General features: G+C 66.2%; 23 protein-coding genes. 5 read left to right on the forward strand and 18 right to left on the reverse strand.

Going from position 1 to position 23,665, the window contains the following annotated elements; genetic code table 11:
- Nucleotides 1-5: 5 nt before the first annotated feature.
- From G7B69_RS01290 to G7B69_RS01325, 8 genes are all read right to left on the reverse strand, one after another.
- A complete protein-coding gene (locus tag G7B69_RS01290) occupies nucleotides 6-1,376 on the reverse strand; it encodes an MATE family efflux transporter (protein WP_243414974.1) in 1,371 nt (456 codons plus the stop codon).
- Nucleotides 1,377-1,419: 43 nt separating this feature from the next.
- Nucleotides 1,420-2,664, reverse strand: coding sequence for an SAM-dependent methyltransferase (locus G7B69_RS01295; RefSeq protein WP_166175252.1), 1,245 nt, complete (start codon nucleotides 2,662-2,664; stop codon nucleotides 1,420-1,422).
- Between the two features lie 70 nt (nucleotides 2,665-2,734).
- Nucleotides 2,735-3,475 carry a molybdopterin-dependent oxidoreductase gene (locus G7B69_RS01300; RefSeq protein WP_166175254.1) on the reverse strand — a complete coding sequence of 247 codons (741 nt, stop codon included), beginning with the start codon at nucleotides 3,473-3,475 and terminating at the stop codon, nucleotides 2,735-2,737.
- The gene (locus G7B69_RS01305) at nucleotides 3,462-4,136 is read right to left on the reverse strand and encodes a cytochrome b/b6 domain-containing protein (protein ID WP_166175256.1); all 675 of its coding nucleotides are present in this window, start codon (nucleotides 4,134-4,136) and stop codon (nucleotides 3,462-3,464) included. The genes G7B69_RS01300 and G7B69_RS01305 overlap by 14 nt, the downstream gene beginning before the upstream one ends.
- Complete coding sequence (locus tag G7B69_RS01310; RefSeq protein ID WP_166175258.1) at nucleotides 4,133-4,891, reverse strand: SDR family oxidoreductase; 759 nt, start codon at nucleotides 4,889-4,891, stop codon at nucleotides 4,133-4,135. The genes G7B69_RS01305 and G7B69_RS01310 overlap by 4 nt, the downstream gene beginning before the upstream one ends.
- On the reverse strand, nucleotides 4,891-5,490 hold the full coding sequence (locus tag G7B69_RS01315; RefSeq protein WP_166175260.1) for a YceI family protein: 600 nt from the start codon (nucleotides 5,488-5,490) through the stop codon (nucleotides 4,891-4,893). The genes G7B69_RS01310 and G7B69_RS01315 overlap by 1 nt, the downstream gene beginning before the upstream one ends.
- A 123-nt stretch (nucleotides 5,491-5,613) precedes the next feature.
- Entirely contained in the window at nucleotides 5,614-5,877 is a 264-nt protein-coding gene (locus tag G7B69_RS01320; RefSeq protein WP_166175262.1) for a hypothetical protein, read from the reverse strand.
- Nucleotides 5,878-5,932: 55 nt separating this feature from the next.
- The gene (locus G7B69_RS01325) at nucleotides 5,933-7,951 is read right to left on the reverse strand and encodes an NAD(+) synthase (RefSeq protein WP_243414991.1); all 2,019 of its coding nucleotides are present in this window, start codon (nucleotides 7,949-7,951) and stop codon (nucleotides 5,933-5,935) included.
- A gap of 387 nt (nucleotides 7,952-8,338) precedes the next feature.
- Between G7B69_RS01325 and G7B69_RS01330 the strand changes: the two genes are divergently transcribed.
- Entirely contained in the window at nucleotides 8,339-9,616 is a 1,278-nt protein-coding gene (locus G7B69_RS01330) for an adenylate/guanylate cyclase domain-containing protein (RefSeq protein WP_166175266.1), read from the forward strand.
- Nucleotides 9,617-9,628: 12 nt separating this feature from the next.
- Here the strand turns inward: G7B69_RS01330 and G7B69_RS01335 are convergent, their stop codons facing one another.
- The 3 genes from G7B69_RS01335 to G7B69_RS01345 all read right to left on the reverse strand — a co-directional run bounded on the left by G7B69_RS01335 (nucleotide 9,629) and on the right by G7B69_RS01345 (nucleotide 11,839).
- Nucleotides 9,629-10,141, reverse strand: a complete 513-nt coding sequence (locus G7B69_RS01335) for a CinA family protein (RefSeq protein ID WP_243414975.1) — start codon at nucleotides 10,139-10,141, stop codon at nucleotides 9,629-9,631.
- Nucleotides 10,142-10,206: 65 nt separating this feature from the next.
- The gene (locus G7B69_RS01340; RefSeq protein ID WP_243414976.1) at nucleotides 10,207-11,412 is read right to left on the reverse strand and encodes an amidohydrolase family protein; all 1,206 of its coding nucleotides are present in this window, start codon (nucleotides 11,410-11,412) and stop codon (nucleotides 10,207-10,209) included.
- A 97-nt stretch (nucleotides 11,413-11,509) separates the two neighbouring features.
- The gene (locus G7B69_RS01345; RefSeq protein WP_166175270.1) at nucleotides 11,510-11,839 is read right to left on the reverse strand and encodes a glycine zipper 2TM domain-containing protein; all 330 of its coding nucleotides are present in this window, start codon (nucleotides 11,837-11,839) and stop codon (nucleotides 11,510-11,512) included.
- Between the two features lie 234 nt (nucleotides 11,840-12,073).
- Here G7B69_RS01345 and G7B69_RS01350 point away from each other — a divergent pair, with 234 nt between their 5' ends.
- A complete protein-coding gene (locus G7B69_RS01350) occupies nucleotides 12,074-12,922 on the forward strand; it encodes a PhzF family phenazine biosynthesis protein (RefSeq protein ID WP_166175272.1) in 849 nt (282 codons plus the stop codon).
- On the opposite strand, the gene rlmN is transcribed toward G7B69_RS01350, so the two are convergent.
- Nucleotides 12,919-14,163, reverse strand: coding sequence for a dual-specificity RNA methyltransferase RlmN (rlmN, locus tag G7B69_RS01355; protein WP_166175274.1), 1,245 nt, complete (start codon nucleotides 14,161-14,163; stop codon nucleotides 12,919-12,921). The two genes, G7B69_RS01350 and rlmN, sit on opposite strands and share 4 nt — an antisense overlap.
- 295 nt (nucleotides 14,164-14,458) lie before the next feature.
- On the opposite strand from rlmN, the gene G7B69_RS01360 reads away from it, so the two are divergent.
- Nucleotides 14,459-15,118, forward strand: coding sequence for an outer membrane protein (locus G7B69_RS01360; protein WP_166175276.1), 660 nt, complete (start codon nucleotides 14,459-14,461; stop codon nucleotides 15,116-15,118).
- 34 nt (nucleotides 15,119-15,152) lie between these two features.
- Here G7B69_RS01360 and G7B69_RS01365 read toward each other — a convergent pair whose 3' ends face one another.
- The 4 genes from G7B69_RS01365 to G7B69_RS01380 all read right to left on the reverse strand — a co-directional run bounded on the left by G7B69_RS01365 (nucleotide 15,153) and on the right by G7B69_RS01380 (nucleotide 18,701).
- Nucleotides 15,153-15,656, reverse strand: coding sequence for an invasion associated locus B family protein (locus G7B69_RS01365; RefSeq protein WP_166175278.1), 504 nt, complete (start codon nucleotides 15,654-15,656; stop codon nucleotides 15,153-15,155).
- A complete protein-coding gene (greB, locus tag G7B69_RS01370; RefSeq protein WP_166175280.1) occupies nucleotides 15,653-16,141 on the reverse strand; it encodes a transcription elongation factor GreB in 489 nt (162 codons plus the stop codon). The genes G7B69_RS01365 and greB overlap by 4 nt, the downstream gene beginning before the upstream one ends.
- Before the next feature lie 48 nt (nucleotides 16,142-16,189).
- Entirely contained in the window at nucleotides 16,190-16,471 is a 282-nt protein-coding gene (locus G7B69_RS01375) for a hypothetical protein (RefSeq protein ID WP_166175282.1), read from the reverse strand.
- Nucleotides 16,472-16,754: 283 nt separating this feature from the next.
- Nucleotides 16,755-18,701, reverse strand: a complete 1,947-nt coding sequence (locus G7B69_RS01380; RefSeq protein WP_166175284.1) for a lytic transglycosylase domain-containing protein — start codon at nucleotides 18,699-18,701, stop codon at nucleotides 16,755-16,757.
- Nucleotides 18,702-18,790: 89 nt separating this feature from the next.
- Here G7B69_RS01380 and dapA point away from each other — a divergent pair, with 89 nt between their 5' ends.
- Entirely contained in the window at nucleotides 18,791-19,672 is an 882-nt protein-coding gene (dapA, locus tag G7B69_RS01385) for a 4-hydroxy-tetrahydrodipicolinate synthase (RefSeq protein ID WP_166175286.1), read from the forward strand.
- A 3-nt stretch (nucleotides 19,673-19,675) separates the two neighbouring features.
- Here the strand turns inward: dapA and G7B69_RS01390 are convergent, their stop codons facing one another.
- Both G7B69_RS01390 and G7B69_RS01395 read right to left on the reverse strand, forming a co-directional pair.
- Nucleotides 19,676-20,863 (reverse strand): acyl-CoA dehydrogenase family protein, encoded by a 1,188-nt coding sequence (locus tag G7B69_RS01390; protein WP_166175288.1) that lies wholly within the window; start codon nucleotides 20,861-20,863, stop codon nucleotides 19,676-19,678.
- A 221-nt stretch (nucleotides 20,864-21,084) separates the two neighbouring features.
- Nucleotides 21,085-22,989: an alpha/beta hydrolase family protein gene (locus tag G7B69_RS01395; RefSeq protein WP_243414977.1), complete on the reverse strand. Its 1,905-nt coding sequence runs from the start codon at nucleotides 22,987-22,989 to the stop codon at nucleotides 21,085-21,087.
- 146 nt (nucleotides 22,990-23,135) lie between these two features.
- Between G7B69_RS01395 and smpB the strand changes: the two genes are divergently transcribed.
- Complete coding sequence (gene smpB, locus G7B69_RS01400) at nucleotides 23,136-23,618, forward strand: SsrA-binding protein SmpB (protein WP_166175290.1); 483 nt, start codon at nucleotides 23,136-23,138, stop codon at nucleotides 23,616-23,618.
- Nucleotides 23,619-23,665 lie beyond the last annotated feature (47 nt).

Below are 23,665 nucleotides of genomic sequence, written 5' to 3' on the forward strand. Positions count from 1 at the left end.
CTGCGTTAGGCAATCGTTGTCGCGCTCGCAACCGCCGGACGGCCGTCAAGCGAACGCAACAGCGACGGGACGTACAAACCGAGCGATCCGGCGCGAAACAGGTAGCTGGAGCAGAGGGCCACCCACACCCCGAGGTTGCCGAGCGGTCGCAGCGCGAAGTCGGTGGCCAGGTAGAGCAGCGTCGCGACCACCCCGGCGTTACGAAGCGCGCGGCCGCGAGTGGCCCCGATGAAGATCCCGTCGAGCATCCAGCTTGGCATGCCGATCAGCGGGATCACCGCCGCGAAAGGCAGGAAATCATGCGCGGTGGCGCGGATCGCCGGGTCGGTGGTGACGAAGTCTATCGTCGGACCGCCCAGGCTCCAGAACAGCAGCGCGAGCGCAAGACCGGACACGAACGAGAATTCGAACGTCAGCCGCGCGGCGCGGACGAATTGCGGCCGCGAGCGAGCACCGATCGCCTGGCCGATGCGCGATTCCGCGGTGAAGGCGAAAGCGTCGAGGATGAATGCGGCAACGCTGACGAACTGCATCAGCACGTGATTGGCCGCGAGGTTCACCGCCCCCAGCCGCGCGCCGGCATTGGCGAACCAGGCGAACAGGATCAGCAGCGCGATGGTGCGGATCATCAGGTCGCGATTGATCGCGAATAACCGCGTCATGGCCTCGCCGGCAAACGGCGCCGCTCGCCCCGCCTTGCGCGCCAGGGTGAGGGGACTTGCGCCGGAAACGCGCGTCACCAATGCCAGACCGGTAAATAGCGCGACCCACTCGGCGCCCGAGGTGCCGAAACCGACGCCCGCCGCGCCCATGCCCAGGCCGAAGACCAGCGCCACGTCGAAAGCGACGTTTGCCAGGTTCATCACCAGTTGCAGGCCGAGCGCGGCGCTTGTCCGGCCGAGTCCGAACAGCCAGCCATTGATCGCAAACACCGCCAACGAGGCGGGCGCCCCGATGAACCGTGCGGTCACGAAGGCGCGCGCCTGTTCGGTGACGGTTTCACCCCCGGCGAACACCGCGAGAGCGATCTCGCGCAAAGGCCACATCAGCACCAGCAGGACCAGCCCGATCGCGCCGCCCGCGGCGAGACCGCGCACCAGAAGCGCTTCGATCTCGCCCTGATCGCCCGCTCCGGCGGCTTGCGCGGTGAGCCCGGTCATGCCCATTCGCAGGAAGCCGAAGGTCCAGAAGACGAGATTGATGGTCGTCGCCCCCAGCGCCACGCCGGCGAGCGCGGCAGCATCCCCGGTGCGCCCGATTACGAGGGCGTCGACCACTCCGACGAGCGGGATCGAGGCCTGGCCGAGCATGATCGGCCAGGCCTGCGCGAATATCGAGGCGCGGTTCAGCGTATGCGGAGTGACGGCTTCGGACATCGGCGCGCTCGTCGCACGGCCGCCGCCAGTGCGCAACTTGCGCTCATTCGCCGAGCAACCGGCGCTCCTCTTCCTCGAAGTAGCCGCGCATCAGCGGCAGCGCGTGGCGGTTGCGGGCGTACTGAATCTGGTAATTGCACATTCCGCCGCTCTCGAACGCGGCGGTCGAGCCCGAGAGGTAGAACGTCCACATGCGGAAGAACCTCTCGTCGAACAGGGCGACGATCTCTTCGCGGTGATCGAGACAGCGTTGGTACCATTCGCGCAGCGTCTTGGCGTAGTGCAGCCGCAGCGTTTCGACGTCGGCCGCGATCAGCCGCATCTTCTCGCTCGCGGCCACCGTCTCGCTCAGGGCCGGGATGTACCCTCCGGGAAAGACGTACTTGTCCGTGAACGCGTCGGTGTGACTCGGCTTGCCCATGCGGCCGATGGTGTGCAGCAGCATCACGCCCTCTTCGGTCAGCAGGTTGGCGCAGGCGCGAAAGAAGGTTTCGAATTGCGGCCGGCCGACGTGTTCGAACATGCCGACCGAGACGATCCGGTCGTAAGCCGTGCCGCGCCCGGGAAGCGCGCGGTAGTCGACCAGTTCGAAGCGCACCTTGTCCGAGACCCCGGCCTCCTTGGCGCGCTGCTTGGCGAGGGCGATCTGCTCCTCGCTCAGCGTTATGCCGTGGACCGAGACATCGTAATGGCGCGCGAGGTAGATCGCCATGCCGCCCCACCCGCAACCGATGTCGAGCACGTTCTGGCCGGGCTTTATCGCTAGCTTGGCGGCTATGTGCGCGAGCTTGGCTTCCTGCGCCTGCTCGAGCGTCATCCCCTCGCGCGGCCAGTAGGCGCAGCTGTACTGCATGTGCTCGTTGTCGAGCATCAGCTTATAGAGATCGTTGCCGATGTCGTAGTGGTGCGCGACGTTCCGCCTGGAGCTCCCCGGCTTGTTGAACGAGCGGGCGAGGAACGAGACGTGCCCGGCGATCTTGCGCCGCAGGCTCGGTTCGAGCACCTGGCCGCGCCGCTCCCAGCGGTTGTTCGCCTGGACCAGCTCGACCAGCTCCATCACGCCGCCGCGCTCCATGACGATGCGCCCGTCCATATAGGCTTCGCCCGCGCCGAGCCGAGGGTCGAGCACCACGTCGCGGCCGACCTTGTCGTCGGTGAAGCGCACGGCGACGTCGGGATAGCCGGGAGTCGGCTCACCGTAAGTGGCCGTCTCGCCCGAGGCGTAAGTAACTTTGAGCGTACCGCGCTTGATCAAGCGGGTCATCAACCGGCCGAACAATCCGCTCATGCGATCAGACCGTTGCTTTTCATCCGGCCATGCTCAAGCGGGTTCCACGGGGCCTTGTCAATCGCATGCGTCAAATCCCGGCGTACCATTGGTACCCCGCGCGGTCTTCCCAGAAGCCGCCTTTGCCGCCGCCGACGCCATCGAGGCTGGCGACCGCCTCGATCGCGTTGACATATTTGGCGTGCTTGTAGCCGAGCTGGCGTTCGATCCGCATCCGCAGCGGCGCGCCGTTGGTCACCGGCAGCGGCGCGCCGTTGAGCTGGTGGGCGACGATGGTCTGCGGGTGGAAGGCATCGATCAGGTCGATGCTCTCGTAATAGTTCGCGCCCTCGAGCATGTCGGCGCAATGGAAGACGATAAAGCGCGCGTCCGGCTTTAGCTTCGCGGCATCGAGAAGTGTCTTGAGCTGAGGACCGGTCCACTGGCCGATCGCGCTCCAACCTTCGACACAATCGTGGCGCGTGATCTGGGTGCGCTGGGGCAGGGCGCGGACCTGGTCGAGGGAGAGCAGCAGCGGCCGGTCGACCAGTCCGCCCACGGCAAGCTTCCAGTCAGCGAAACCGGCGGCGGCATGGGCGGCATAACTGGCATCGCCGGGGTCGGTGGTGCCGTTGCCGCGGAAGTAGGGCGAAATGTCCTCGGGCGAGAACTCCCGCGCCAGCGCGTTGCGCCCGGCGAGAGTGCGCTGCGCGCCGCGGTGCCAGCCTTCCGCCAGTTCGAACAGCTTCTGCATCGGCGTGCTGGCGCCGACTTTCGAGCAGCCCGCGACGAGGCCTGCGCCGAGCCCGACCAGGAGATTACGCCGCTTCATCGAACCGCCCTCCGGTGATCATGTCGCGCAGTTGCCCGACCGGTCCCGACAGCAGCACCAGCAGCACGTGGATGACGAAAAAACCGAACACGCACCAGGCGACGATGAAGTGAAGCGACCGCGCGCTCTGCCGGCCGCCGAACACGTCGAGCAACCAGGGGAACGCCGCGTCGAACCCCGGACTGATTGCCATTCCGGTGAGGAACATCAGCGGGAGCAGGATGAACAGAACGACGCCGTACGCGAGCTTCTGGAGAAAGTTGTACTTGCCCTCGCCGTGGTTGAAATCGAACCGCAAGTGCGCGGCGATGTCGGCGCGGATCGCCGACCAGCGCCACTCCTTGCGGTGAGGGACGATGTCGCGCCCGAGGTGCTTGTTGAACAGCGCGATCAGCAAGTAGGCGAGCAGGCCGACGACGAAGACCCAGGCGAAGAGGATGTGCCAGTCGCGCGCCGCAGCGAGGTCGTAGTGACCTGGGATCGTCGCCCAGCCGGGGAACCGCGTCACAGCGAGCCACGCGGTGTTGGGCTGGAAGCCCCACTGGCCCCAGTAGAGCCAGGGATGCGCGTTCGATATGTTGAGCCCCGACATGAACAGGATCACCAGCGCCAGCAGGTTGATCCAGTGCCACAGCCGCGTCGACAGGCGGTGCTTCTTCATCCCCTCTCCTCGCGAGCGAGAAACATGACGTCCCGCGGCTGGCTTAGCAGATGCTGGCCGGAATCGACAAAGACCGTTTGGCCGCTCGCCAGCGGCCCGGTGGCGAGGAACCACGCGGCGTCGGCGACTTCCTCGGCGGTGGTGCGGCGCTCTAGCAGGTTCATCCGGTGCGAGACTTCGGTTTCGGCCGGCGACTGGTCGTGGCTGGCAAGGATCGCGCCGGGGGCAAGGGCATAGACCCGGTCCGCCGGATCGGCCGCCATCGCCATCATCGGCACCGTAGCGGCGAGCGCGTGCTTGCTGGTGGTATAGCTGAAGAAATCGGGGTTGGGATTGGCCAGCTTCTGGTCGGTCAGGTTGATCACTCGTCTTCCGGCTTGCGACTGGGCATGGCGCAGAAAGGCTTGCGCCATCGCTGCGGGTGCGGCGGCGTTGATTTGCATCGCTTCGCCGAAGGTGGCCGCATCGAGCATCGTCGCCGCGTCGGGGCGGAACACCGAGGCCGAGTTGACGAGAACGCGCCAGTCCTCGAGCCGATTTGCCAGCCGCCCGATCATCGCCAGCGCCGCTGCGGTGTCGGCAAGATCGCAGCTCACCACTTCCGCGCTGGGCAGCTCGGACGCCAGCGCGTTGCCCTCGGCGCGCGAGTCATGACAATGGATGACAACGTGCCATCCCCCGGCGGCGAACCGGCGAACGATGGCCTCGCCGATGCGCCGGGCGCCGCCGGTAACGAGCGCGGCGGGGCGGGCCATCAGCCGCGCTTAGCGTCGAAAGCGAAGTTGACCGCTACCGCGTTGTCGAGATCGTTCCCATGCGAGCCGGTGCCGATGCCGAAGCCGACCCGGTCGATCGACGCGCTGCCCTCTACATGACGTTGGGCGCCGCTGCCGCTGAGGCGAAACTCGACATCCTGCGGCATCGACATGCCGTGCAGGCTCAGTGTGCCGTGGGCGACGAAGCGGCCGTCGGGTTGAGCTTCGACCGAGCTGCTCTGATAGGTCGCCGTCGGGCCGCTGGCCGTGCCGAAAAATTCGTCGCCTTGCAGCAGCTCGTCCTTGAAGCTGTCGCCGATTGTGCCGCTGGCCAGGTCGACGTCGATCTTGATCGCGGCGGCACCCGGGTTGTCGGGATCGAAATTGATCGCACCGCCCCACTTGGCGAAGTTGACGGCGATCGTGTCCGATCCGTTGCGCACCGCGGCGCCGAGCGTGCCGCCGGGCTGGATCGCCCAAGCCGGCGCTGTTGAGGTGGCGGCGACCGCTTGATCGGATTGGCCACCGATTAGCGGAACCGCCGCGGCGATGGCCACCACGGCCAGCGCGGCGGCGACCTTGTTGTTACGAAGCTGCATGCGTCCCTCTCTCGTGAGTCCGGCGGAGTATAGCGGACCGGGGCCCGCCAATGGCAACCCCCAATGTCCGCATCCGCCTGGCAACGTGCGCCGAGGGCCGTGAACCTGCGCTGTCCGGTCGGCCTAGTCGGTTTTGGTAGTCGTTGTGGTGGTGGTTGAGCCGTCGCTCACGTTGGTCGAACTCGTCGTTTCGGTGTTCGCACCGTTGTCGACCTTGTCGGCCGCTTTGCCCAGAGCTTCTGCCCCCTGGTCGAGCACTTCCGATGTGTTGCTGGCGGCGTCGGCAGCCGCCGATTTCGCTGCCTCCTGGGCACTGTCCTGCGTCTGTTCGGAGCACCCGGCGAGAGCCAGTCCTGCTGCGAGAGTGGCGGCCATGACGATGCGCATGCGAAATCTCCCCGTGGTTGATCGGTAGGAAAACGGCCGCCCGCGCAGCTAGTTCCTATTCGGGGACGTTCGCGCGCAGCTCGGCCAGCCACACTTCGGCGGAGGCGTCGCTTGGGGCACGCCAGTCCCCGCGCGGGCTTAGCGCGCCGCCGCTCGAGACTTTCGGGCCGTTGGGAATGGCGCTGCGCTTGAACTGACTGAGCTCGAAGAAGCGGAACAGGAAACTCTCCAGCCACTTGCGGATGGTGGCAAGATCGTATGCGTTCATGTTGGCCTCGGGGAACCCGGCCGGCCACGCGCCGTGCGCCTTGTCGCGCCAGGCGTGCCAGGCCAGGAAGGCGACCTTCGAGGGCAGTTGCCCGAAGCGCATCGTGTGATGGAGGTAGAAGTCGTTGAGCTCGTAAGGGCCGATCTTCTGCTGCGTGCTCTGGATCTCGCCATCCTCCCCGACAGGCACCAGCTCGGGGCTTATCTCCTGGTCGAGGATCGCTTCGAGCACTTCGTCGGTTGCCGGCTCGAACTGGTTGGTACGCGTGACCCAGCGGATCAGGTACTGAATGAGCGTCTTTGGCACGCCGGCGTTGACCGCATAATGGCTCATCTGGTCGCCGACGCCGTATGTGCACCAGCCGAGCGCCAGCTCGCTGAGATCGCCGGTGCCGATCACAAAGCCGTTGTGCTGCCCGGCAAGACGGAACAGGTAATCAGTCCGTAGGCCTGCCTGGACGTTCTCGAACGTGACATCGTAAACCGGCTCGCCGCCCGCGAAGGGATGGCCGATATCCTCGAGCATCCGCGTCGCGGCGGGGCGGATGTCGATCTCCTCTGCCGTGATCCCCATCGCCTGCATCAGCTTCCACGCGTTCGACTTGGTGCCTTCGGAGGTGCCGAAGCCGGGCATGGTGTAGCCGCGGATCAGCGTGCGCGGCAGGCCGAGTCGGTCGAGCGCCTTGGCGGCAACGATCAACGCGTGGGTCGAATCGAGGCCGCCCGATATGCCGATTACCAAGCTGTCGCCGCGGGTCTGTTCGAAGCGGCGCATCAGCCCGTCGACCTGGATGTTGAACGCCTCATAGCAGTCGGCGTCGAGCTTGTCCGGGCGGTTGGGGACGAATGGGAAACGGCGGATCGGCCGCTGCAAACCGATATCGCCGGCGGCGGGACGGTGGTTGAAGTTGACAACCCTGACGGGGTGGGCCGCCTGCGTGGCGGCGTCGTTGAAGGTCGGCAGGCGGAGGCGGTCGCCCAGGATGCGCGCGGTGTCGACGTCGGCGATGCACAGTTCCGGCCGCAGGCTGAAGCGCTCGCTCTCAGCCAGCAGGTCGCCCAGCTCGTAGACGATACCTTGGCCGTCCCAGGCGAGGTCGGTGGTGCTCTCTCCGTGGCCGGCCGCCGAATAGATGTACGCGGAGGCGGTGCGCGCCGACTGAGACCGACACAGCATGTGGCGCTCGTCTGCCTTGCCGATGACGATGTTCGAGGCGGAGAGGTTGGCGAGGATAGTCGCCCCGGCGAGCGCGCCGGCGGTCGAAGGCGGGGTGGCGGCCCAGAAGTCCTCGCAGATTTCGATGAACAGCCTGAAGCCCGGCAACTGGTTCGAGGCGAACATCAGGTCGGTCCCGAAAGGCACTTCGATTCCGGCGATGCGGATCGCCTGGCCCACGATGTCCAGGCCGGAGGCAAACCAGCGCTTCTCGTAGAACTCGCGGTAGTTGGGCAAGTAGCTCTTGGGAACCGCGCCAAGGAGCTTGCCATCGGCGATGGCGAGGGCGCAGTTGTACAAGCGGCCCTCGTGCCGCAGCGGCGCACCGACCAGTAGTACGGGGGTCAAGCCGGCGCTGGCCGCGACGATCGCCGTGACGGCCTTCTCGACAGCATCGAGCAGCGCTGACTGCATGAGCAGGTCGTCGAGCGCATAGGATGAGACGCAGAGCTCGGGATAGACCAACAGGTCGACATGTGCGGCGTGAGCGCGCTGGGCTTCGTCGATGATGCCGTCGCGATTGTAGGCAACATCGGCGGTGCGCACGCGCGGGGTGCTGGTGGCGACGCGGAGGAAGCCGTGACGATGCATGTCGTAGAAGGGATGAGCCTTTGGATCGGCGGGGCGTGAGTTTGCCTCGGACGGCGGCTCGAGCCAGTCGGTCGGCTGGCAGATTCCCAGTTCGGTCAGGCGCCTCTGGATACTGGGCCGCGGTATCTTACCGCGAGTCTCCCAGCCGTAAACGGTCCGGCTGGGCCAGGTTTCGGGCTCGCCGAATTTTTGGCCAAATTCAGCGGCTGTTAGCGGCGGGCGCTGGTTTTCACGCCAGGCGCGTATCTTCTCTCCGGCTCTATGCATGACCTATTAGTATCCTAAAAGGATACAGACCGCAAGGCGAGGCGTTCCGGCGAAGAGGGCGCATTTCGCGTTTAAGTTTGAGCAAGGGCCGGGCTGTTTGCTAAGCTTGTCCCCAGGTATTTGCACGGGGGCAAGGCCATGGGCGTTCTCGAGTTTCTCGCCAACCCGTTCGTAGTGGGTGTCGGCACGGCGGCCGCCACCGGGCTGGTCAGCTGGCGGGCGCTCAAATACCGCGAAGGGCGCCTCGAGAAGGATCTCGATGCCGCGCGGTCACAAGTCCAGCAGCAACGCAATCAGATCGAGCAGCTTGAAAAGACCGTGGCCACGACCGCCGACGGCGATTCCAAGCCGGTGGCCTGGCGCAGCGCGATCGTCTCGATCCTCAACGAGCTGACCGAACGATCGGGCGCGGACCGCGCCACGCTCTACGTGCCGGTCGAAAACCGGCGCGGCGCGTTTCTCGGCCTTATCGTGCTGGCCACCGCGCACGAAACCGCGAGCGCCTCGTTCGTTGGCACGGTGTTCGCCGGTCGCGATGCGCGCGCGGTGATCAGTTATCTCGATGCGGTGACCGTGCATTCCAGTGCAACCGCGTTCTCGATCGATGATTTCATGCCGAGTTCGACCTACGCCGAATGCTTGCAGTCGAGCGCGGCCAAGGGCGACGGGCGCAAGGTCGGCGTCGTTCAGCTCCTATCCGACAAGGAACCGATCGACGCGGTCGCCGCGGCCTGGATCGTCGATACGCACCGCGCGAGGCTGGTCGAGCTGGCCGAACGCTTCACGGCGACCAACGGGCAGGCGCTCGAACTGGTCGACTTGCGCGTGCCGCGCGATTCAGAGCGCGGGACTGTCCTTTCGCTCGATATCTCCAATTCGTCCGGGCTGTTCATCGACGAAGCCCGCAGCTTCGTGACCCGCAAGTTCATGGGCGAGCTGATGCGAAGCTCGGTCGATGAGATCAATCGCCATCGCGGCATCTTCGAGGCGTTCACCGGGGACGGGCTGATGGCTTCGTTCGCGGCCGAGGACCGCAACTCAGCGCAGGCGGCGCTCGAATGTTGCCTGGCGATCGAGCAGCACTTCCAGCGCCTCGCCGCCGCCTATCGCGCGGACTTGAATCATCTGAAGGCGCGCCTTTCGCTGCGCTTCGGCCTGTCGACCGGAGCGATCCATCCGATCGCGCTGTCGTTCGGGCAATTGCGCACGGCGAGCATTATCGGCCGCACCCCTTCGCTCGCCAAGCGGATGTGCGATCTCGGCTCGCGCGAGCACAGCTCAATCTGCGCGGACACAGCGACCTGTCAGGAGCTGGGCGAGGGTTCCCGCCAGGCGTTCACGCTGCTGCAACCGCCGTCTGAGGCCCTGCGCGTCGCTTGCTACGAACGGAAGCTTTGAGCCCCGGGCCGATCACCGCGCGAGGGCTTCTTCGATCATCTCGAGCGCCGTTTCGAGCGCGGCGATGCGCACCCCGTCGCGGCCGATCTCGCCGAAATGCTCTTCGCGGTGGGCGACTTCACCGCCTCGTCGCGCGCAGGCGAAGTGCACCAGGCCCTCCTCGTCGTCGGGTCCGCCCGGGCCGGCAAAGCCGGTGATCGACACGGCAATGTCCGACTTCGAACGGCGGAGCGCGCCCTGGGCCATTTCACGCGCGACCGACTCACTGACGGCGCCGCAACTGTCCACCTTCTGACGCGCGATGCCGAGCAGGTCGCACTTGGCGTCCTTCGAATAGACGACGAAACCTCGGTCAAACACATGGCCGCGTCCCCCGACATCCGTCAGCAGCGCGGCGAGCAAGCCGCCGGTGCAGCTTTCGGCGGTCGCCAGCCTGAGTTCCCTGTCGTGCGCGGCGTCAAGCACCGCTTGCGCCTTGTGTTGCACCCTGGCGGGCAGAACGGGATCGAGCGTTTCGGCCGCCACGGCATTCTCCACCGTCGCCGGTTTTGCCCGGCAGAGCCAGAATTCGGTTGGCCGCCAGCGGGTTCCTAAGCTGCGGCTCTTTCTCCGCCGATCGGGAGGTTTGCGCGCACCGTCGCCTTCGACAAGTCAAGCCCGTAGAGCTTGGCCGCGTTGCCGCCGACAAGCTTGCGCACGTCGGCCGGATCCATGTGCCCCATCGTCTCGCCGATCGTGCGCACCGAGTTCGGCCAGATCGAATCCGGGTGGGGGTAGTCGCTCGCCCAGAGCATGTTGTCGGGGCCCCAGAACTCGAGCAGCCGCATCGCCGTCGGGCTTTGCTGGAAAGTGCCGTAGACCTGGCGCTGGAACACTTCGCTGGGCTTGGTCTTGTGCGGTATCCCGCCCTTGTCGGCCCAGTAGTCGGCGCACTCCCACAACCGCCAGTAGCGATAGTCGAGCTCCTCGACGACCCACGGCACCCAGCCGACGCCGCTTTCGGCGATGACGATCTTGAGCTTGGGATGCCGCTCGAGGATGCCCCAGGCGAACAGGTCGACGAACGGATCGAGGAACTGCTCGATGAACATCTTGGCGTGGAGGAAGGTCGCGCCCGGGCTCCCTTTGTACTTGTCGAACGCGTCGCCGGCCTTGGGGAAAACGGTGACGTGGAAGCTGAGGACGATGCCGGATTGCTCGAGCAGGTCGAACAGCGGCTCCCAACGCGGATCCTCGAGCCGCGGCTCGGCGACAGCGATCTGCAGGTTGGCCTGGCGCACACCCCCTTTTTCGGCGAGGCGCTTGAGCTCGGCATAGGCCGCTTCGGGATAGGGCGGCAGCATCGCTACCCCGATCAGGCGGTCGGGCGCGGCCGAGCAGAAGTCGTCGTAGAGCCAATCGTTGTAGGCGGCGTAGCAGGCCTGCATGAACTCGGGGTCGGCGGTCTTGATGCTGGTTACTGGTCCGAACACCAGGTGTGCCCAGACGTGGTCACGGTCCATGTCGGCGAGGCGCAATTGGGGGTGACCGGCGCGCAGCTCGGTCACGTCCTCGATCCCGCCGCGGTCATAGGCAGTGTGGATCGGCTTGGGGCCGTTGCCGAAGAAGCTGCTCTTGGTGCCGGACCAGAAGCCCCACCGTTCGCCGTCGGCGACCCACATCCCGCCCGTGTCGGAAATCTCGACACGCGGGGTCCGCTCGCCCCACTTCCCGGCCATGCGCTTTTGCCAAACATTCGCCGGCAGCATGTTAAGGTCGAGATGGTCGTCGCAAGAGACGAGGGCGGTTTCGATCATGGCACTCTCCGAACGGTCATTTGCGTATCATCATACGCAAAAGGGCCGCGCGACGATACCCGCCGCACGGCCCTCTCGGGGACTTTGGTCCAATCTATCAGCGGCAGCGCACATGGTTGCGGGCGACCGAGCGGCCGAGCAGGGCACCGGCCGCGGCGCCGATCACCGTCCCGGTCGTGCGCGATCCGTGGGTGTCGACCGCGCGTCCGACCAGAGCACCGCCGGCGGCGCCGATGATCAATCCGACCGTACCGTTCGAGCGGCGGCAATGATAGCGGCCGTCGCTTCCGCGCCAGTAGCGAACGCCGTTGCTCGCGGTGTAATAGCGGGTCGCGTGATGGCGGGCCTCGGCCGGGGCGGTGGGCAGGGCCAGGGAGGCCGGAAGCGCCATCGACGCGGCGGTGAGCGCAAGCAGGGTCTTCTTCATGGGATGAACCTTTCCGTTCTCAAATTCTCGCCCCCACAACGGTTAGCATCGTTCGCGGGTCCACAACGCCAGATGAACGGCGGCGGCGGTCCGTAAAGAGGCGATGAGACGGTGCCCCGGTGCGATGGGATGTTCGTATCGGCGTCAACGGTCGAATAGGCAAATTCGCTGAATCGGAAGTTTGCACGGCGACAACTGATGCCATAGCGCTCAAATTTTTCTGGAGGGCAGTTCGTGATCCTCGATCTCGTAGACGTGTTCGGTTCGGCCCCACTGAGGGGCAATCCGCTCGCCGTTGTTCGCGGCGCGGAAGGGCTGGGGACCGCGCAGATGCTGGCGCTGACTCAATGGCTGGGGTTTTCGGAAACCACGTACCTGCTGCCGCCGAGCGACGCGGCCGCCGACTACAAGGTGCGCATCTTCTACCCGGCGGGCGAGTTGCCTTTCGCTGGGCATCCCACGCTGGGCAGTTGCCATGCCTGGCTGGAGGCCGGTGGCCAACCGAAGCGCGCGGGCATCGTGGTTCAGGAATGCGGCGTCGGCCTGGTGGAGGTGAAGCGCGAGGTCGCGACGCTCGCATTCGCCGCGCCCGGCTTCACCCGCACTGGTCCGCTGAGCGATGCCGAGCGGGCGGAAGCCGCGCGCATCGCCGGCGTCGAGGAGGCATCGATCGTCGAGGCGGTGCACGTCGCCAACGGACCGCAATGGCAACTGCTGCGGCTGCGTTCGGCGGAGGATGTGCTCGCGGCGCAACCCGTGGCCAAGGCGCCGGCGGGGACCGACATCGGCCTTGCCGGCCCGGTGCTCGACGGCCGAGGCGCGGACTGGGAAATGCGCGCGTTCTTCGCCGATCAGCACGGCAAGATCGTCGAGGACCCGGTGACCGGCAGCTTCAACGCAGGCGTGGCACTGCACTTGTTCGAAACGGGGCTGGCCAAGGACCGCTATGTCGCCGCGCAAGGTCGCAAGACCGGCGCCGACGGCCGCATCGAATGCGTCCGGGATGCCGATGGGCGGGTTTGGATCGGCGGACGGTGCGACACGATCGCCCGCGGCGCGGCTTTGCCGCTGTTCGAGTCCTAACCGAGCGCCGCCTGCTTTTCCGCCGCGAGACGGTCGAGCTCGGCGCGGCTTTTCTTCTCGGCCGCGGTCTTGAGCTGGCCGCAGGCGGCGTCGATGTCGCGCCCGCGCGGGGTGCGCACCGGAGCGGAAATACCCGCCTCGAAGACAATCTCCGAGAAGCGCCGGATCCGCTCGGGCGTCGAGCATTCGTAAGGCGCGCCGGGCCACGGATTGAACGGGATCAGGTTTACCTTCGCCGGCAGCTTGTACTGCTTGATCAAGCGCACGAGTTCGCGCGCGTCGGCGTCGCTGTCGTTCTTGTCCTTGAGCATCACGTACTCGAAGGTGATCCGGCGCGCATTGGAAGCGCCTGGATAGGCGGCGCAGGCCGCGAGTAGCTCCTCGATGCCGTACTTCTTGTTGAGCGGGACGATCTCGTCGCGGACGTCCTTGTTGGTCGCGTGCAGGCTGACGGCGAGGTTCGTCCCGATCTCCTCGCCGCAGCGGGCCATCATTGGCACTACGCCACTGGTCGAAAGGGTGATTCGGCGCTTCGACAGCGCCAGTCCGTCGCCATCCATTACAAGCCTGAGCGCGTCGCGCACGTTGTCGAAATTGTACAGCGGCTCGCCCATGCCCATCATCACGATGTTGGTGAGCAAGCGGCCGTCGGCGCTGTATTCGGTGACGTCTTCTTCGTCGGGTACGTCCATTCGGCCCTTGGGCCATTCGCCGAGAGCATCCCGCGCAAGCATGACCTGGCCGACGATCTCGCCGGGCGTGAGATTGCGCACCAGGCGCATGGTTCCGGTATGGCAGAAGCGGCAGTTGAGCGTGCAGCCGACCTGGCTAGAAACGCACAGTGTGCCGCGGTCGGCATCCGGAATGAACACCATTTCGAAGTCGTGTCCGTCGGCGGTTCGCAGCAGCCACTTGCGGGTGCCGTCGTCCGATTGTTGCGCCTCAATCACTTCGGGACGGCCGATGACGAACCGCTGGGCGAGCCACGGCCGCATCGTCTTGGCGATGTCGGTCATGGCGTCGAATTCGGTCACCCCGCGGTGGTAGAGCCAGTGGAACACCTGCTTGGCGCGCAGCTTGGCCTGCTTCGCATCGAGTCCGGCTTCCTCGAACAATTCGGCGATGCGCCTTTTCGGCAAGCCGATCAGGTCGACCCGGCCGTCTTCCCGCGGCGTGATGTCGCGCGCGACGGTCACCGGATCGATGTGGCCGGCGATCGGCATGAGGGCGGTGTCGGCCATGGCGTGGCGCATATAGGGTCAGCAGCGCCGGTAAGCAAAATATGTCGGTGAAGCGAAGCTTGGGTAGCGCCAAAGCGTGTCGTGCTCTCGCGCGGGCATCCGCGAACCCCGCGCCCGCGGCTCCAGTTCCCGCAATCCAGCGCTCGGCGAGAGCACTCCGTCGCCGGAAATGTGACCGAAATACAACAGCTTTTTCGTTGTCTGAGGTTCATGAAACCGGCCCGGCGGCCGTCCATTTTCCCGGTCCCGCACCGCAGGAACGCGGTACGGCCTGTGAATGAAAATGGAGTTCGTTATGAAAAAGGGTCTCACCCTCATCGCCGCAACCTCGCTCGTGGCCGTCGCCACGCCCGCGCTGGCCCAAGACAAGGGCTTCTCGGGTCCGTGGGTGGCGGGTGTTGCCGGCTACGATATCAACAAGGCCGGCAGCTCGCAGGACAACGATGCCAAGCCCGACGAGAACCGCTCGGCCAAGGGCATCGTCTACGGCGGCGCGGTTGGTTACGACGCCGATCTTGGGAACATCGTAGTTGGCGGTGAGGCGGAGTTGACCGATTCGACTGCGGATTCGGACAACAACAACAGCTTCGTCGACTACAGCCTCGGCCACGTAGATGCTGGCCGTGACATCTACGTCGGTGGGCGCGTGGGCTTCAAGGCGACCCCTAAGACGCTGGTCTACGCCAAGGGCGGCTACACCAACGCGCGCTTCAACTACGTCGGCACCAACGGCACTACCGAGACCAACCGGCACCTCGACACCGACGGCTGGCGCGCCGGCGCCGGCATCCAGCAGAAGCTCGGCCCGCGCACCTTCGCCAAGGTCGAATATCGCTATTCGAACTACAACAAGGGCGAGCTCGACTTCGAGGATCCGGCCGTACCCGACTCCAGCCGCTTCAACATCGACACCGACCGCCACCAGGTGGTCGCCAGCGTCGGCGTTGGGTTCTGACGGGCTTCCCCCTCCCTCTATCGGGGGAGGGGGCTTACTTCACTCTCGCGCACCCTACCGTCGCTGCGTCCATCGCAGTCGCCGCGCCCCTGAGGCTATAGCGGTCTGTGAAGCGGCGGCCGGCGCGATCGGCTGCGGTGACGCTCATCGAATCCGTCGACCGCATGGCGGCAACGATTGCAGCGTCCGCCCGTTTGTCGAGCGCCCAGGCGTCGGCTCCGCCACCAGTGAGCGGATATCTCGTGCCGCGGAGCGAGAGCGAGGGGCGAGAACCGTTCGCCAGCGCGCGCGAGAGGCGGAAATGGACCTGCCCGCGCACTCCTTGCCGAGGCCAGGTGCCGACGTCGGCGTAAGCCTGGTAGCCGCCCGAGCTCTTTTCCGCGGCGGCGATCGCATAACACCTTGGCACCGCCGGGTCGCTGAACGCCCCCCAATCGTCGAATACGCCGAGACTGTCCTTCGCCGAAATGGGGGCGGCTAGCGAGAGCAGAATTAACGGGATCAGGATGCGGCGCACGCTCGCGCAATACCGGCTCATGGAGCCGCCGGATAGGCGATCGCCAGAACTTCCCAGACCCTTTCGCCGGCGGGCAGCCGCACGGTCCTGACGTCGCCGACCGCGGCGCCGCGCAGCGCGCGGGCGATCGGCGCGCTCCAGCCGATCCTGTTGGCCGATGCGTCCTGTTCGTCGTCGCCGACCAGGGTCAGTGTCCGATGATTGTCGTCTTCGTCGGCTATGGTGACGGTGGCGCCGAACCAGACGCGCGCCGGATCGGGTTGCTGCGCCGGGTCGACGACCTTGGCGGCCTTCATCCGCCGCGCGAGGTGGGCGAGCTCGCGGTCTATCTCACGCATCCGCTTGCGGCCGTAGAGGTAGTCGCCGTTTTCGCTGCGGTCACCGTTGCCGGCGGCCCAGCTGACAATCGCGACGATCTCCGGTCGCTCGGTGCCGAGCAAGTGGTCGTAGCGCGCGCGGAGCGCGGTGAGCCCCGCGGGGGTGATGTAGTTGGCGCGGGGCTCCATGGCGCGGGAGCTTAGCCGAAGCTCGCTTCCCGCGCCAAGGGCGGCATATCAGCCGGGGCTGGTGTTATGATCGTCGTCGTGACCGTGGCCGAGGCCGATGTCATGGCCGCGACCGCGGTCCTTCTCGTGACCAAATCCGTTGCCGTTGCCGGGCTTGTGGCCGTCGGCGTTGGGCAGGCCGTTCGAATTGTCGGACGCGTGGCTCGACGCCGCTGGCAGCGGCGGCAGCGAATCTCGCGATCGGGTCGTGCTTGGTTCGGCGAAAGCCGCCGTACCGGCGAGCAGCAATGCGGCAGCGGCTGCGAGTTTGCAGTGCGTTGTAAGCGTCATCGATTGCCTCCTAGTGGCTGTGCCCCACACGCGACCGGTCGCTCGCCGCCGCATGGGCGGCGATGACCATTCCTCTTCCGTCTTGTTGTTCTCGGGCGGCCTCTTGCCGTGCACGCCGCATGCCGGATCGTCAGCCCGGCTGGTTAATTTGGGCTTTCCGGATTGGGTTTAATCCGGGTGAACCGCGAATAAAGAAACGCCCCTGTCCGCAGGGGGTCCCAAGGCCGAACCCGCGGGCGCCACCGCCCGTCAGAAACTCACCATTATTGGGTAGATTAGGGCGTCAGCGGAGGAACTGGCTGAGGCTGCGTGGCCTGCCGCCGGGCGCCTTCTCGGGGTGCAACGTTTCGTAGACGACGGCATTCTCGAGCACCCGCTGGACGTAGTCCTTCGTCTGGTAGACCGGAATTCGTTCGATCCAGTCGATCCAGCGGATCGCCCCCGTACGCGGATCGCCGTTCTGACGCAGCCACTTGTTCACGTTGCCGGGCCCAGCGTTGTATGCGGCGACCGCCAGCGGATAGCTGCCCCCGTAGTAATTGAGCATGCGCTGGAAATAGCCGTCGCCCAGGCGGATGTTGTACGCCGGATCGTCCACCAGCGACGCCGACAGGTATTGCACACCGCTCTTGCCCGCCTGCTCCTGCGCCGTGCCCGGCATCAGCTGCATCAGCCCACGCGCGCCGGCATAGCTGATCGCATTGTTGGCGAACTGGCTTTCCTGGCGGGTGATCGCGTGGACCATCGTCCAGTCGGTGCCGGGCGGCGCGACCAATGTCGGGAAGCCGATCGTGGTGAAGCCCGAAAAGCCGTTGGAATCGGCCGCATTCGAGAGGATCACCGCCAGGTCACGGCGGCCGATGTCGCGCGCCAGCTGCGCGACAAGGACGCCCTCGTTCAGGGTATCGGCCTGCTCGGCGATCTCGCGATAGAAGCGGATGCCGACGCTCCACGGCGCGTTGCGGGCGACTTCGGTCACCGCCTGCGTGATCGGCTGGCTCAGGAATGCGGCGCGCTCGGCCTCGCTCGGAGTCACATTGGGCGGCGCGAGGAAGGTCAGCGGGCGCCCGAGCCGCTCGAGCGCGAGCTGGCCGTAGAAGCGGTCGGGATATTGCGCCGCCAGCTCGAGATACCGCTTGGCGTTCGCCTGGTCGCCCGCCTGTCCGGCCGCGAGCCCAGCCCAGTAGAGGCCCTTGGTCTTGGTCGGCGAAGTGCGCGCAGCGGCGGCGTAGCGGTAGAACAGCGGCGCCGCGGCGGCAAAATCGCCCAGCTCCCAGGCCTTGGCCGCGCCGAGCCACACCAGCGAGGTGTAGTCGTCGCGCAGCTTGTACTCCTTGGTCGAAATGTCGGTGCCGGGCGCGAACGCATCGTCGACCGAGGCGGCGATCTTCTCGGCCTCGCGCGCGCCGCCGAGGCGGGCGACGTTGAGCAGCTCGCCGACCCACGCGGTCTGGTCGAACGGCAGCGAAGACAGGCGGGGGCGGTTGGCGAGAAGCTCGACTGCCTCGCGCAAGCGGCCCTCTGTGCGCAGCTCGCGGCTGCGATTGTAGAGATAGCCCGGGTCGGCGTTGGCGCCGGGATCTGTTGTGAACCCGTCGCTGCCCTGCAGAATCGCCAGGCGCGCCTGAAATTGCGCGCGCTTGGCCGGCGAAGTCGACGCGAGTTGGCGCACGGCGGAGGCTGAATTGCGCTGCCACAGCAACGCGTCCATCCGGGCGTCCTGATCGTCCTGCGTGAGGTAGCGCCCGTAATTCGCTTGCAGCGTGGCCTCGGTGCCGGGATCCATTTCGCCGCCGCGCCAGGCGGCACGGGCGTTTTCAAGGCCGGCAGGGGCTTGCAGCGTCAACTGCGCCAGCGCGTACTGCGCGCGAGCGAAATTGCTCTTGGGCGGATACTTGGTGAAGAAGGCCACCAGCCGGTCGGAGGCAACCGGTTCGACCCTCAGGCGGTCCTCGGCGAAGCCTTGCAGCTTGTCGGCGTCGGGAAACCCCGGATAAGTCAGCAGGAAGTTCGCATAGTCGCCGAAGCTGTAGCCCTTGCTTGCAGTCAGCTGCTGCCACAGGCTGACCGCCTGCGCCATCCGTCCCGGCTGGCGCGCGACCAGGTTGGCGCGCGCCTTGTCCCAGTCGGCTGCGTCGTAGGTCGCGTCCTGCGCCTGCGCGGAAGCGCCGATACCGGCAACTGAAGCTAAAAGGGCGGAAGCAAGAGCACAGCGAAGCATGCTGGACATTATGGCAAGCGGCTCCTTATCAGGCGGTGAATGATCCCATGTGCGCGGTAACGCGGGGAACCTTTGAATCCATTCTGGAGCGCGACACAATGTTTTCCGGCTCGATACCCGCTCTGGTGACTCCTTTTCGCGACGGAGCGTTGGACGAGGCCGCCTTTCGCCGCTTCGTCGATTGGCAAGTCGAGAACGGCTCGAGCGCGCTGGTTCCGTGCGGCACCACCGGCGAAAGCGCCACGCTCGACCACGACGAGCATCACAAGGTCATCTCGATCTGCGTCGAGCAGGCCGCCGGCCGGGTGCCGGTGATCGCCGGAGCCGGTTCGAACGACACCAAGACCGCGCTGTGGCACATGCGGGTGGCCAAGGACCTCGGCGCCGACGCCGCGCTGCTGGTGGCTCCATATTACAACCGCCCGAGCCAGGCCGGGCTGCTGGCGCACTTCTCGTACCTCGCCGAGCAATGCGACTTGCCGATCGTGCTTTACAACGTGCCCGGCCGCACGGTGACCGACATCTTGCCGGAGACGGTGGTGGAGCTCGCGCGCCGTTTCCCCGAGCGCATCGTCGGCCTCAAGGACGCCAGTGGTGACCTGCAGCGCGTCGTCCAGCACCGGCTCGGCGCGGGACCCGAATTCTGCCAACTGTCGGGCGACGACCCACTGGCGCTTGGCGGCTATGCTTTTGGACAAGTCGGCTGCATCTCGGTGACAGCGAATGTCGCTCCGAGGCAATGCGCCGAGTTCCACGCCGCCTGCCTGGCCGGCGATTTCGCGCGGGCGAGGGCGCTCAACGACAAGCTGTTCCCCCTGCACAAGGCGTTGTTCGCCGACGCGAGCCCATCGCCGACCAAGTACGCGCTCAGCCGTCTGCACAACTGGCTCACCGCCGACACCCGCCTGCCGATCGCCCCCTGCAGCGACGCGGCGAAGAAGGCGGTCGACGCGGCGATGGAGATCGCCGGGCTGTTCTAAGCTTCAGTAAAGCGGCGAGGGATGCCCCTCGCCCAGCATCATCGCGCCGTAGGTAGCGAGGGCGGGGCGCGCGATGATCATATGCTGGTTGAGAGTCAGCGCATCGCGGGCGAGGCGTTCGAGGGGCGAACCTTCGAAGATCACGTTGGCGCCGATCAGGTCGAACAATTGGCGGGTAACCTCGGCCGCCATGCGGAAGGAATTGACGTTGGCGAGGGCGAGGCGGCCCCTGGTCTCCACGGCGGGCGTGCCTTGCTCGAGCTCGGCCCAGAAGTCGTTCGCCGCAGCGTAGAGGAAGGCGCGCGCGGCGCCGTAGCGGGTCTCCGCCTCGGCGATCGCTTCCTGCACATGCGAGAGCTTGCTCAAGGGCTGCGGCGGGATGCCGCCCATGCGCTCGGCGATCAGGGCCTTTGCCTCGTCGAGGGCACGGCGGGCGGTGCCGAGCGGCACCGCGGCCATCGTCGTCACCCAGTTGAAGCCACTCGAATAGAGTGCCTCGCGGCCTTGGAACAGCGTCGCGTCGATCCGCAGCGCCTGTTCCTCGGGGATGAACAGGTCCTCAGCGCGGTAATGCGTGCTGCCGCTGCCGCGCAGGCCGTGGGTGTGCCAGGTGTCCTCGATCACCAGTTCGTCCGCGCGGCAGAAGGCGAGGCGGGTTTCCGGCAGGCCGCTGGCAGCGACAACCGGCGCGCCGCTCTCGTCGAACAGCATCGCCCCGCTCATCACCGCATCGGCGTGGGTGATCCCGCTCCCGAACGGAAAGCGTCCGTTGAGGATGTAGCCGCCCTCGACCCGCTGCAGCCGGCCGCGACCGGCGGTGAATTGGCCGGCGGTGACCATGTCCGGATGCGGCAGCAGCCGTGCCGAGGCGGACGGCGGCAACAATTCGGCGATGATTCCGCTGTCGGTGCCGATCTTGACGCACCAGCCGACCGACGGATCGGCTTCGGCGAGCACTTCGATGACTTCGAGGTGCTGCGGCAGCGACATCTGCGGCCCGCCTTTCGCCCGGCTACGGCCCATCCGGAAGAAGCCGGCCGCGCGCAGATCGGCAACGAGGTCGGCCGGCAGCCGGCGCAAGGCTTCGATTTCCCCCGAGCGCGCGGCGATCGCGGGGGCCATCGCTCGGGCGTTCGCCAGGATGCCCTGTGCGGTCAGTTCTTCCGAGCGGTCCGCCGCGCTGGTCGCCACGCCATCTCTCCCACGGCCGATTCGCCTGTGGAGAGATTAGGGGCCTCGGCGCGTCCGCGCCAACGGGATCAGTTGTTGCCGTGTCGGCGACGTGTTTCCCAGCCTTTGGGGCGGCCGCCGAGCGCTGCTCGGACGAGCCCGACTGCTTGCCGCCGCCGGATTTTTTGTTGGCCATGGCCCACGCGCGCCGTTCGGCGCTCACTTTGCCCACCTGGGCGCGCTCAGTCGGGGGGGTTGTACTTCTGTACGAACGCCACCGCGGCTTCGAGCATTTGCTGGCGAGTGTCGGAGCGAGACAACCAGTGGTCCTCGCCTTTGAGTACTTCGAACTGGTAGCGCTTGCCGGCGTCTTTCAGAGAGTCAGCCATTGCGCAGCTCTGGTTGAACGGCACGACGGTGTCGTCGCGGCCGTGGATCAACAGGATCGGCGCGTCGGCCTGGTTGGCAAAATGGCGGGGCGAGATGTCGTCGAAGCCGCTCTTCGCGCCGAATTCTTCGAGGCGCGACCGCCGAACGAATCCGGCCGCCCCCTTGTCGAATTTCTCGCTCGAGAACAGGTCGCCGACGTCGGAAACGCCTGCGACGGAGACGGCGCAGCGATAGAGCCCGTGCTGCAGCGTCACGCCCGCCAAGGCCGCATAGCCCCCATAGCTGCCACCCATGATGCAGGCGCGCTTGCGATCCACGATCCCGCGCCGGGCCAGCTCTTCCAGGCCGTCCGAGATATCGGTCTGCATGGCCTTGCCCCACTGACCGAACCCCGCCCGCATGAATGTTTCGTCGCGATTGGTCGAGCCGCGGAAATTGGGCTGGAAAACGGCATAACCCCGTGAGGCAAAGGCCTGGGCCCACCAATCGAATGACTCATCGTCATAGGCATGGGGCCCACCATGCGGGAGCACGACCACCGGCAAGTTCTTCGGCTCCCGGCCCGGAGGCAAGCTGAGTATTCCGTCGAGGTCGAGCCCGTCTTTCGCTTTGTAGGCGACGGTCGAGATGTTCCCGACCCACTCGGGACCGATCGCGACGCGCTCGTAACCGATCGCTTCGGCATGCATTGTCGCCATGTCGACGAGATACCACGTGCCGCTGTCGGCATTGCCGTCCGTGCGCACAAGCACGCGCGAAAAGTCGGGCGTCCAGTCGACCATCCGCACATTGAGGTTGGGGAAAGCCTTGTAGATTTGCTCCACGACGGCCTGCTTCGCCGGATCGTAGAAATGCGGCCTCTCGCGACGGCCCATGCGCAGGTATCCGATCAATTCGCCGTTGAGGCGGTCGGTAAAGAGCCGGGACATCTCGTCCTCGTAAGCGAACTGGGAAATGCCCGATCGTCCATCGAGCGAGACCTCCTTCCATTTCGTCCGCCCTTCGCTCTCGTCGAGCTCGCGGTAGATGATTGACCGGCCGTCCTTGCCGAGCGCCACCAGTCCCGCGCCCCCCCGTGTCGCGACACCACTGGCCAGCTCGAGGCCCCCGGGCGCGTCGATTTGCCAGCTGCCGCGCAGGATATCGATCGAGAACGTTGCGGCGACCTTGCCGTCCCGGCTTAGCAGCCAGCCGGTTCCTTGCCCTTGCGAGCCGCGATCGGCGATCTTGTTCCGGTGGCCCGTCAGCGGGTCGATCGCGAACAGCGCGGGCCGGCCGCTGGTAAGGGCATAACCCCGCGCGCCGCGCTCTCTCTCGACGCCGGCGAAATAGACCAGCCAGCGTCCGTCGATCTTGCGCGTTCCGGCGCTGCCGAAGATCGCATTGAGCATCACTGGGTCTTTGTCGAAGACCAAGATCGGGTCCTTCGCCGCGTCGGCCGGGATGACGATCGCGTGCCAGAACTCGAACTTGCTGCTGCCGATGTATTCCGGCCCGAGGATTTCAGTACGGCTCATCTCCACAACCAGCGCGTCGTTGCCGACCCAGTCCAGCGAACGAACCTTTGCGTCCTGCAGGCGCATCATGCGGATCGTCTGCAGCTTGTCGCTCATCAGCACGACCACGCGCTCGCCCTTGATCGTCATCACCGCGGCGATCCGCGAACCGTCGTTTGAAAGCGCCATCGTTTCGATGTCGGGCAGGTTGCCGTAGGCGGCGAGCGGGGGTGGATCCGCCGCCCAGGCCGGCACGGCCATGGCCAAGACGCATGCGAGCCAAAGGCGGAGCAATCGCATCATGGTTTCCCCTCCCGGCGGCAATGATGCCTTTCGCGGGACCGTTGGACAAGCCCGGCCCCGCCACGCCTTCCCCTTTGGCGCCCATGCCCCTACATGCGCCGGCCATGGCGCGCCCCAAATCCTCGACGTTCGACAAGACCAAGGTTGTCGCCGAGAACCGGCGCGCGCGGTTCGACTATTTCATCGAGGAGACGTTCGAGGCGGGGATCGCCTTGAGCGGCACTGAGGTGAAGAGCCTTCGCTTCGGCGAGGGGTCGATCACCGAAAGCTATGCCGAAGTGCGCGGCAACGAGTGCTGGCTGATCAACGCCAACATCCCCGAATTCAGCCACGGTAACCGCTTCAACCACGAGCCCAAGCGGCCGCGCAAGCTGCTGCTCCACGCTCGGGAAATCGAGAAATTCGTCGGCGCGGTCGAGCGCAAAGGCATGACGCTGGTTCCGCTGTCGGTCTATTTCAACTCGCGCGGGCGGGCCAAGGTCGAGCTGGCCTTGGCCAAGGGCAAGCAGACCCACGACAAGCGCCAGACGATCAAGGAGCGCGATTGGCAACGCGACAAGCAAAGGCTGCTGCGCGAGCGCGGTTGACCGCCGGTCGCCGCATGGCTGGCGGCCAGCGGCATTGCGGCTTATCT

This window comes from Croceibacterium segetis (genome assembly GCF_011320115.1).
Taxonomy (GTDB): Bacteria; Pseudomonadota; Alphaproteobacteria; order Sphingomonadales; family Sphingomonadaceae; genus Croceibacterium_B; species Croceibacterium_B segetis.

What these genes read in the sequence shown, in the direction of transcription:
- G7B69_RS01290 (WP_243414974.1), bottom strand. Translation starts at nt 1,376, where the DNA reads ATGTCCGAAGCCGTCACTCCGCATACGCTGAACCGCGCCTCGATATTC.
- G7B69_RS01295 (WP_166175252.1), bottom strand. Translation starts at nt 2,664, where the DNA reads ATGAGCGGATTGTTCGGCCGGTTGATGACCCGCTTGATCAAGCGCGGT.
- G7B69_RS01300 (WP_166175254.1), bottom strand. Translation starts at nt 3,475, where the DNA reads ATGAAGCGGCGTAATCTCCTGGTCGGGCTCGGCGCAGGCCTCGTCGCG.
- G7B69_RS01305 (WP_166175256.1), bottom strand. Translation starts at nt 4,136, where the DNA reads ATGAAGAAGCACCGCCTGTCGACGCGGCTGTGGCACTGGATCAACCTG.
- G7B69_RS01310 (WP_166175258.1), bottom strand. Translation starts at nt 4,891, where the DNA reads ATGGCCCGCCCCGCCGCGCTCGTTACCGGCGGCGCCCGGCGCATCGGC.
- G7B69_RS01315 (WP_166175260.1), bottom strand. Translation starts at nt 5,490, where the DNA reads ATGCAGCTTCGTAACAACAAGGTCGCCGCCGCGCTGGCCGTGGTGGCC.
- G7B69_RS01320 (WP_166175262.1), bottom strand. Translation starts at nt 5,877, where the DNA reads ATGCGCATCGTCATGGCCGCCACTCTCGCAGCAGGACTGGCTCTCGCC.
- G7B69_RS01325 (WP_243414991.1), bottom strand. Translation starts at nt 7,951, where the DNA reads ATGCATCGTCACGGCTTCCTCCGCGTCGCCACCAGCACCCCGCGCGTG.
- G7B69_RS01340 (WP_243414976.1), bottom strand. Translation starts at nt 11,412, where the DNA reads ATGATCGAAACCGCCCTCGTCTCTTGCGACGACCATCTCGACCTTAAC.
- G7B69_RS01345 (WP_166175270.1), bottom strand. Translation starts at nt 11,839, where the DNA reads ATGAAGAAGACCCTGCTTGCGCTCACCGCCGCGTCGATGGCGCTTCCG.
- rlmN (WP_166175274.1), bottom strand. Translation starts at nt 14,163, where the DNA reads ATGGCCGACACCGCCCTCATGCCGATCGCCGGCCACATCGATCCGGTG.
- G7B69_RS01360 (WP_166175276.1), top strand. Translation starts at nt 14,459, where the DNA reads ATGAAAAAGGGTCTCACCCTCATCGCCGCAACCTCGCTCGTGGCCGTC.
- G7B69_RS01365 (WP_166175278.1), bottom strand. Translation starts at nt 15,656, where the DNA reads ATGAGCCGGTATTGCGCGAGCGTGCGCCGCATCCTGATCCCGTTAATT.
- greB (WP_166175280.1), bottom strand. Translation starts at nt 16,141, where the DNA reads ATGGAGCCCCGCGCCAACTACATCACCCCCGCGGGGCTCACCGCGCTC.
- G7B69_RS01375 (WP_166175282.1), bottom strand. Translation starts at nt 16,471, where the DNA reads ATGACGCTTACAACGCACTGCAAACTCGCAGCCGCTGCCGCATTGCTG.
- G7B69_RS01380 (WP_166175284.1), bottom strand. Translation starts at nt 18,701, where the DNA reads ATGTCCAGCATGCTTCGCTGTGCTCTTGCTTCCGCCCTTTTAGCTTCA.
- dapA (WP_166175286.1), top strand. Translation starts at nt 18,791, where the DNA reads ATGTTTTCCGGCTCGATACCCGCTCTGGTGACTCCTTTTCGCGACGGA.
- G7B69_RS01395 (WP_243414977.1), bottom strand. Translation starts at nt 22,989, where the DNA reads ATGGCCGTGCCGGCCTGGGCGGCGGATCCACCCCCGCTCGCCGCCTAC.
- smpB (WP_166175290.1), top strand. Translation starts at nt 23,136, where the DNA reads ATGGCGCGCCCCAAATCCTCGACGTTCGACAAGACCAAGGTTGTCGCC.